Origin of the sequence: Borrelia hispanica CRI, assembly GCF_000500065.1 — a bacterium.
Taxonomy (GTDB): Bacteria; Spirochaetota; Spirochaetia; order Borreliales; family Borreliaceae; genus Borrelia; species Borrelia hispanica.
The window spans coordinates 1-2,962 of record NZ_AYOU01000060.1 but is presented as its reverse complement, the minus strand read 5'-3'; the positions used below and the strand labels follow the sequence as shown (position 1 = coordinate 2,962).

The 2,962-nt window shown below is 26.0% G+C and carries 4 protein-coding genes and 1 pseudogene; 2 read left to right on the top strand and 3 right to left on the bottom strand.

All coding sequences use genetic code 11. From position 1 onward, the window contains the following. The 3 genes from U880_RS0101580 to U880_RS10745 form a co-directional block, all read right to left on the bottom strand. The coding region (locus tag U880_RS0101580) for a PBSX family phage terminase large subunit (protein ID WP_024654499.1) at positions 1-737 on the bottom strand (737 nt) is incomplete at its 3' end. An 11-nt stretch (positions 738-748) separates the two neighbouring features. Then, a complete protein-coding gene (locus U880_RS11445) occupies positions 749-940 on the bottom strand; it encodes a hypothetical protein (protein ID WP_084543162.1) in 192 nt (63 codons plus the stop codon). A 9-nt stretch (positions 941-949) separates the two neighbouring features. Next, positions 950-1,288 (bottom strand): DUF603 domain-containing protein, encoded by a 339-nt coding sequence (locus U880_RS10745; RefSeq protein WP_084543161.1) that lies wholly within the window; start codon positions 1,286-1,288, stop codon positions 950-952. Positions 1,289-1,440: 152 nt separating this feature from the next. On the opposite strand from U880_RS10745, the gene U880_RS0101570 reads away from it, so the two are divergent. Both U880_RS0101570 and U880_RS09845 read left to right on the top strand, forming a co-directional pair. Beyond that, entirely contained in the window at positions 1,441-2,181 is a 741-nt protein-coding gene (locus U880_RS0101570) for an Mlp family lipoprotein (RefSeq protein ID WP_024654498.1), read from the top strand. A 545-nt stretch (positions 2,182-2,726) separates the two neighbouring features. Continuing rightward, a pseudogene (locus U880_RS09845) lies at positions 2,727-2,962 on the top strand (site-specific integrase); the annotation flags it as partial.

The window sequence follows — 2,962 nt, the reverse complement described above, 5'->3', positions numbered from 1 at the left end:
AAGTCTTTATAAATTTCTTCTTGGGTCTTTATAAATTCCTTTGAAATTGTCTCATTATCATATGTCGTAAAATTATATGTAGAATATATTGTATTCTTATCAATATAATCTGTTTTAAAATAATGCTCTGGATGATCAGGATTAGTATCAAAAACAATAAACTCTGGTTTGATTCTTAGTCTCTTAAGCGCTTCTTTTAATGTCTCTTTATGCAGCGTTGTTGCTTCATTAACATAAATGACAGCAGAATTCGATCCTCTAAATCTTTCAAAGTCTCTTATTTTATCTCCACCATATAAATTAATTCTTAAAGAATCGATTTCAAAATATGACGTATTTGAATATTTAGGAAGAAAAGGTATTTTAAGCATATTAGCAAGCTTTTCAAACTGGCCTGTAACATTAATTTCTAATGATTTCTGTGAGTTGCCTAATATAAAATTATTGGTATCTTGACTATAAAGATGCCTATTCTTAAGTAAAGTTTTTAAGAATAAATAACAGGCCAAAAATGTTTTACCACTTGCAATTCCACCTGATAAAATAACTTTGTTTTGATTATTCTTTTCAATATCACTTAATACTTTACATTGTTTTTTAGTCAAGAATTTATTTTCAAAGCTTTTAAAATCAACAACTACTGGTTTTGGTTTAATAAAAGATGCAATATCAATCCCAAATTCACGCTTATATTCCCTTTGCATTCTTTTAAAAATAGGTAGATCATATATATTCACAACATAATCCTTTAAATTTTAAATTTAACTTGTGATTCAAAATCAGTTGCTTTTAATTTAAGCATAGCTTGGTAATACAATTCCATTTTTTTAAGTTCTTTTGCTCTTTTAACTTCGTCAAGTTCACATAGCTTATTATTAATACCTTGATCATCTTCATTATTAATTTCTTCTTTAAGTCTTTCAATGTTGCGCTCTAACATCTTTATTTCTTAATTGTATGATTTAAGTTCCAAATCTAAATAATTATTAAATGAATCAATAAATTCTAATCCCAATCTATTTCTAGCCATATGAAGCTGGCTTTTAATACTACTCGATTGTGCACTATGCTCTGATGCACGAATCAACACATTATTTAGAGTTTCTTCGCTAATTGTTACTTTTGGATGTTCTTCTAAATTATTGCTTTCTCTAGACTCCCATCTACGTCTCATTTTACATACATTAGCACGACTTACGCCCATCTCTTTACTAATCTGTGCATCACTAAGCTTCCCTTCATTAAAATACACAATATAATCATCAAATGATTTCTTTACTTTATTCATATCTCTTCAACCTTCTAAATTAACAAAAATTAATTTAGTTTAACATAAACTCTATAACAAAATAATAATTTTACAAAATCAATCAAAAAAGCTTATCAATATATATCCAAAGAAAAATATCATGTATAATTCATAAATAAGGAGAATATTATATGAATAAAAATGTCAGTATTCTAATGCTCTGCATTATATTACTTTTGTATGGTTGTAATTCAGATAAATTTGATAGCAAATTAAAAACTCAACCTGAAACAACACTGAAACATACAAAAGATCCTGATAATCCAATAAAATCACTCACAAACCCTCCTCTTATCAAAAATTATGAAACATCTACAGATCCAATGAAATCACCCACAAACACTGCCATCACTCTAACTGATAAAGAAAAACGTAATCTCGACATATTAAGATATGCATTTGATATAATAATTAGAAAGCAGCAAAGTCTTAATAAGAATGATACTCTTGATACAATAGAAACAAAAGAAGATGCTCAAAAGCTAGAAACAAAATACAACACATTTTGGACTTGGATTTCAGATAATGCACAAATACAAAAACTAAAAGAATTAAGTAATTCGTTTAGTAAAATATACAATTTTATAGAGGAGAAACGAAACAAACTTGCAAGTAATAAGAATATTAAGGAATACATCCAAGGAGCCCTTTATTTTTATCAAGATGATGAATATAACAATACTCACACATTTGACATTAAGATATATAGTGATTCACAAGAAAATTATATAGCAAACTTCTTTGAATATGTTTTAACTGCAACAATCATCGAATATGATACAAATGAAGAAATATTTCAAAGTATAAAAAAAGAATTTCAAGACAAAAATAGTGAAAGTTATCAAAATACATTAGCACAATGGACACAATAAAATAATCAAAAAGACACTTTTAACAAGTAATATATAATGCTTTGAAGAATAGAAACAATACATTTATATTAGCTAATGGAGGTTCAATACAATTTTGATAATGAAGCTCAAAAATAAGAAATAGAATTTAAAAACAAGATTTAAGAAAGAAAGTACCAAGATATTTGCATACAAATAAAAGATAAAATAAAAAGATTTAAAAAAAGGAACAAGTAAACAAAATGTTAACTTGAAGTTAACAGAGAAAGATAAGTTAAAAAAAGAAGAGAAATATCTCTCATTGCAAATAGATGGGTCGTTAAAATAAAATCTAGAAAGAATAGACAGCAAATTTTTAAGTATTTGTTAAAGCTACCACAAAGTTTACTAGATATTTTGTGCTGCACCCTTAAATATCAGCCCTTCTGATTAAAATACATACCCTACACATTAAATTTTGCATACAATGGAGAGACATATAATTTGACATAAATTAAGAGTATTTGCTAACATATTTATACATAATTTTACTTATTTTTATAGCATTTAGTTAACATATAAATTACATGAGAGAATATGAAATATTAAAAGCAAAAATCAAAGAACTGAAGAAACAAAATTCAATATTACTTAAAGAAACAAGGCAATATAAGAAAGAATTATTACAAACCAAAAGCAATACTAAATCTAAATCAATACCAATAAGATTTTATTTAAATGATAAGACCATAAGATTAGTAAAGAAAAGTATTGACAAACTTAAACAAATAGATCCAATCTCAGGATGGTTTGTTCATATACT

What these genes read in the sequence shown, in the direction of transcription:
- U880_RS10745 (WP_084543161.1), bottom strand. Translation starts at nt 1,288, where the DNA reads ATGAATAAAGTAAAGAAATCATTTGATGATTATATTGTGTATTTTAAT.
- U880_RS11445 (WP_084543162.1), bottom strand. Translation starts at nt 940, where the DNA reads ATGTTAGAGCGCAACATTGAAAGACTTAAAGAAGAAATTAATAATGAA.
- U880_RS0101570 (WP_024654498.1), top strand. Translation starts at nt 1,441, where the DNA reads ATGAATAAAAATGTCAGTATTCTAATGCTCTGCATTATATTACTTTTG.